We start from the raw sequence: 4,120 nt of genomic DNA, 5'->3' as shown, positions 1-4,120 counted from the left end.
TTCAGCGGATCCCCAACCCTTTTCCGTCCAACGGCGTTGGTGCTCGTTGCTCTGTGCTGTGGTGATTCCCTTAGATGGTCGGAAATCCATAACCTGTTTTGGTGTTGCCATAACCAATTTCCTTTTATGTGTGTACAACTCTCCTGTCCCCAGCTTGCTGCTTGTAAGGACAGCCTCCCGATGGTCGGAGACCAAGAGGGGTATTAGGCTACCCAAATTCCCTCATTTCCGACCAACGGGCAAGCCCGATTATTTTACAGCAATGGCAGACGTGTAAACACTGTGCCAGTAGAAAAGAAGAAGCGTTGTACGGTGATTATTAGAGGTTAATACAGCCTTTTGATGGACAGGAGCCCTCTTGGTTGGCTACAATGGCAAGGAACGGTCGGCAGAGTGACTGAAACTGTGACTTGATGGCTGCGCTTTCCTGATGCAAGGCTGGTGAGCTGCCATCCAATGCCAATTCTGATATTGCCTTTGCCGCCTCGATGAATGAGAGCCAGTCTCCTCCCAGGTCTTTGTAAAAGAAGGGAAGAAGGGAGGTAACGAGGGCGTTATCTGTTTCCTGCGAAAGCACCTGATGGAAGGTGGCTTCGCAGACAGCTGTGAGTGCAGTCATACAAAAGGCGTGTCCTACAGATTCGGGAATGTTTCTTCCGCATGGCACCTTGCCAATTGAATTGCCATTGTCGGCTTTCTGCAAGATAATGGCTACTTCCTCTGTTGCATCTTCGTAGAGTTGTTCACATTCCGAGGCGCAAGCCGATGCGGACATCTTGCCGCTTCGCCATTCGTCCAATGCGGTACACATCTTCTGGCGGAACACATCCAAGGCTGCGTCAATCGGAGAAACGGCAGGTGTCTCAGCCAACATCGGGATGGTGATGATTTGGCTCTTCGTGAGACGGGTGACGGAAATCTGGTTCATCTTCTCCAACTGCTCGATGAAGGTGCGGACAGTGGCGCGGTGCCAATGCCAGCATCCTGCCAGTTCGGTAATGGTGATTACAAACTGCCCGTTGGACAGGCTGAACTCCTGCTTGCACAGATCCTTGGGGATGTACTGTACAGAAGCCTTGTCTACAAGGTCAAGGTAGGCTTCGAGCTTCGACAGCCTTATCCCGGACCTCTCTTTCAAGAACTCCAACAGGGACATCCGTTCAGACATCTTGCCGGAACTCGTTCTATGTTTCTGTTTCTTCATTTCAATAATCTGTTTGGTGAATACTGTTGTTTGTCGCCAGCTCCATTATACAAAAGGAACGGCATGATACAGGTGATACTTAATAGTAGTATATGATGAGCATTTCTGTGTCTTCGAGGAGCATCTTGCGGTCAGCCTTGTTCTTCCACAGCGATATGACTATGCGCGAGGGATAGAACAGTGATGCCAGAAGGACAAAGGAGATGGTGACAGCAAGCGTGAACAGATGAGGAGTGAAGACAAACACCACTGCCGCCAACGCGGCGATGCAGAAGGGTGTCCGCTCCTCGTGCAGACGCTGTAGCCACCTCTCCACATCCATAAAGACAAAGAATATGGCAAACGCTATGGTGGAAGCCACTACGCCTATGTCGTTATAGTGTACACAGAGGTAGAGGAAGTGGAACACGTACAGCAGGATGAGCAGCATCAACCGGTAGAGCTTCCTTGCTGTCACAAGCGCGGTCATGCGCAGATAGAACCGTGTCATAAACTGTCTGCGGCTTCTGTGCAGAATCATCGTCACAAAGAAGAACGCTGACATCAGGATGAGAAACAGTATCTTACTTGTCATAATATGTATAGCATGTGAATAATGGAAGTGGACTCAGGTCGGGCTGGACGACACCGTGTGTGGCAGTGGATATGATACGCTCCACATCCTCCAGTGTCAGTTCTCCCTTGATTATTCTCTGACGGAAAGCTCCGTCGGTTGTCCGAAGGCTCTTGATAGCCTGTTCCAAGTCGTACTCGGCTATCTGCCACACTTGCCCTCTCGTGTAGGGGAAATGATGGTGGATGGCCTTGACCACAAGCACACGGCTGAGGATGTCGGTCATTCTGCCGTTCCTGACTATCGTGTGGTTGCGGACAGTGGCGATGCTCTCAATCTCCAGCCATGTGCGGTGACGGTCGAGAAGATGGATAATCTTCATGTAAAGCGTTTCCTTCATCAGATGGTCGGGAGCTTGTGGCATGACTTTGGCCTTTGTTGTGGACAACAGAATGGAGCGTTGTTGCGGTAGAACAGGACTGTCATCTGGCAAATGTAACTTTCAAATGAAGTCGAGCAGGACTTCCTCCTTGGGCTTCATGTATTTGAAGAACCCGTTCTTGCAATGCAGACTGAGGTCGAGGCATACATCTGCCGACATGTGCTCCAGCGAGTCATAGATGGTCACTTTTATCTGGCTGACCATGCCACGCTCATCTGTGGAGCCGTTGACCTTGAACATCCGTCCGAAAGAAGGGTTGGAATAGGCACAGCAGCTGTGTCCGAACTCCGTATGACGGCTTGGAATGTGGTGATAGAGGATTATCATTTCCATCTCGTCTTCGAGCATATCCATCACCTCCTCTATCGTGAAAGGGGTGTTCAACTGGAAAGTAAGAAGCACGTAATCGTCATACTTGACAGGCTTCTCCATCTTGCGCTTGTCCAGCAGTTCTGGCAACTGCAAAGGCACGACGGCAAGGAAATCATCGCAAAACTGTTCTAACATAATCGTATTCTCTGTTTGGGGTGTTTATAATCTTGTGACATAAATCTTCATCATGAGCATGGGCATATCCGACAGGCGTTGCTTGTCGAGGTGCAGTTTCTTGGCCAGACCGTCCATCTCCTTGGGGAGCGCATCGGCTATTTTGTAGAGGTCTGCCTTGTCCTTGTCGGAGAGCACGCTCACGGAAAGGTCATCCATCGTCATGAACGGCTGCATCATCATCAGGAGGTAGGCGTGCATGGTGTGCTCGTCCTTTACCCTGCCACTATTCAGATCCTCGATAGCCGCTTGTGCGTTGCGCAGCAGACGGTGGTTGGTGCGCATGGAGAGGTATATCATTGCATCCTTGTGGGACAAATCCTTGCGGTCGGCGGCACGGAGTATCTCCCGACAGCAGTGTTCGGTGTTTCGTCTGATGTCACCGATGTCATCGTCAGCAAAATCCGGCAGGTATTGCAGGAAGGATTTGAAATACAAATGCTCTTCCTTGATGAAAGCGAGCAGGTCTTCCTTGCCGTGAATGCCTTGCTTGGCGGATTTTTGCAGGAACAGCAGGTAACGCTTCAGTACCGCCTGTTTACCACCTTTATTATATATAGGCAGGCTATCCAAGGAAGCGAAGAATGGCTGTGCTTCCTTCACGGCTTGCTGTAGTTCCTCATCACCAACATGGGAAGAGGTCTGTTCTCTGAGATAGAGCAGGTCGTGAAAGGTGCGTTGCTTAGACATCGCCATACGGCACAGCTCGATGTGGATGGAGTCGTTCAACTCATGATATACCGTGAACGGGTATGAGTGGGCTTTCCTGACAGTGTCACGTGAGATGCACGATGTCACGGAATCGTCCAACACGCGCCATTCGTTGACAATCTTAACTAATGTCTGAATTGAGACCTTGTCGTTCTGTCGAAGAGTGGTCAGAAAGCCATGATACTCTCTGATGGCTTCATCGCTCGAATGGAACGACTTCGTGCCGTTTCCGTCTGAACATGCTGTCAGCATGACTACGGCAAACGCAGTGGCAATACAAATGGCAAGTCTGATACAGCCATGCGAGTTTGATTTTGCATTATGCAATATTTGCTTCATGCAATGGAGGTTGGTTTGTCCTCCGAAAAGTTGGGTTTCATATTTCATTGTTGTCATTATTTTGAGTCTGATTTTGAAATTGACGGTGCAAAGTTAATGCGTTTCAGCGATATATTTGCAAGAATGACAGTAAGTTTAATCTTATTTGTGTATCATACTTGCGAGTATGATTTTCAATGAAATCAAGTGAAAAGAAAATGGCAAATTATCGTGTTTAAGTATGATTTTTCGTTCAAGTATGATTGTTTCTCGGAAAAATAGTGTACCTTTGCACTTGATTTCATTTAATAGCGTACAACAGTATGGCAAAAGTAGGTTACATCTT

Annotated in this window: 6 protein-coding genes; 1 reads left to right on the top strand and 5 read right to left on the bottom strand. The window is 48.6% G+C overall.

Features of this window, described 5'->3' with window-relative positions; all coding sequences use genetic code 11:
• Positions 1–277, top strand: a 277-nt coding sequence (locus tag DXA05_RS28245) for a hypothetical protein (protein WP_284515712.1), incomplete at its 5' end; no start/stop codon positions are given.
• 42 nt (positions 278–319) lie between these two features.
• Here DXA05_RS28245 and DXA05_RS25670 read toward each other — a convergent pair.
• From DXA05_RS25670 to DXA05_RS25650, 5 genes are all read right to left on the bottom strand, one after another.
• Complete coding sequence (locus DXA05_RS25670) at positions 320–1,204, bottom strand: hypothetical protein (RefSeq protein ID WP_005816280.1); 885 nt, start codon at positions 1,202–1,204, stop codon at positions 320–322.
• Positions 1,205–1,283: 79 nt separating this feature from the next.
• Positions 1,284–1,694: a hypothetical protein gene (locus DXA05_RS25665; RefSeq protein ID WP_008766906.1), complete on the bottom strand. Its 411-nt coding sequence runs from the start codon at positions 1,692–1,694 to the stop codon at positions 1,284–1,286.
• 73 nt (positions 1,695–1,767) lie between these two features.
• Positions 1,768–2,205: a hypothetical protein gene (locus tag DXA05_RS25660; RefSeq protein ID WP_224204808.1), complete on the bottom strand. Its 438-nt coding sequence runs from the start codon at positions 2,203–2,205 to the stop codon at positions 1,768–1,770.
• Between the two features lie 54 nt (positions 2,206–2,259).
• Positions 2,260–2,706 (bottom strand): hypothetical protein, encoded by a 447-nt coding sequence (locus DXA05_RS25655; protein WP_004319947.1) that lies wholly within the window; start codon positions 2,704–2,706, stop codon positions 2,260–2,262.
• Between the two features lie 24 nt (positions 2,707–2,730).
• Positions 2,731–3,843 (bottom strand): hypothetical protein, encoded by a 1,113-nt coding sequence (locus DXA05_RS25650; RefSeq protein ID WP_128859774.1) that lies wholly within the window; start codon positions 3,841–3,843, stop codon positions 2,731–2,733.
• Between the last annotated feature and the right edge of the window lie 277 nt (positions 3,844–4,120).

It is taken from the genome of Bacteroides sp. AM54-2NS, from assembly GCF_003602935.1.
Lineage (GTDB): Bacteria > Bacteroidota > Bacteroidia > Bacteroidales > Bacteroidaceae > Bacteroides > Bacteroides xylanisolvens.
The sequence above is the reverse complement of the archived record's forward strand: the minus strand, read 5'-3'. Positions and strand labels throughout refer to the sequence as shown.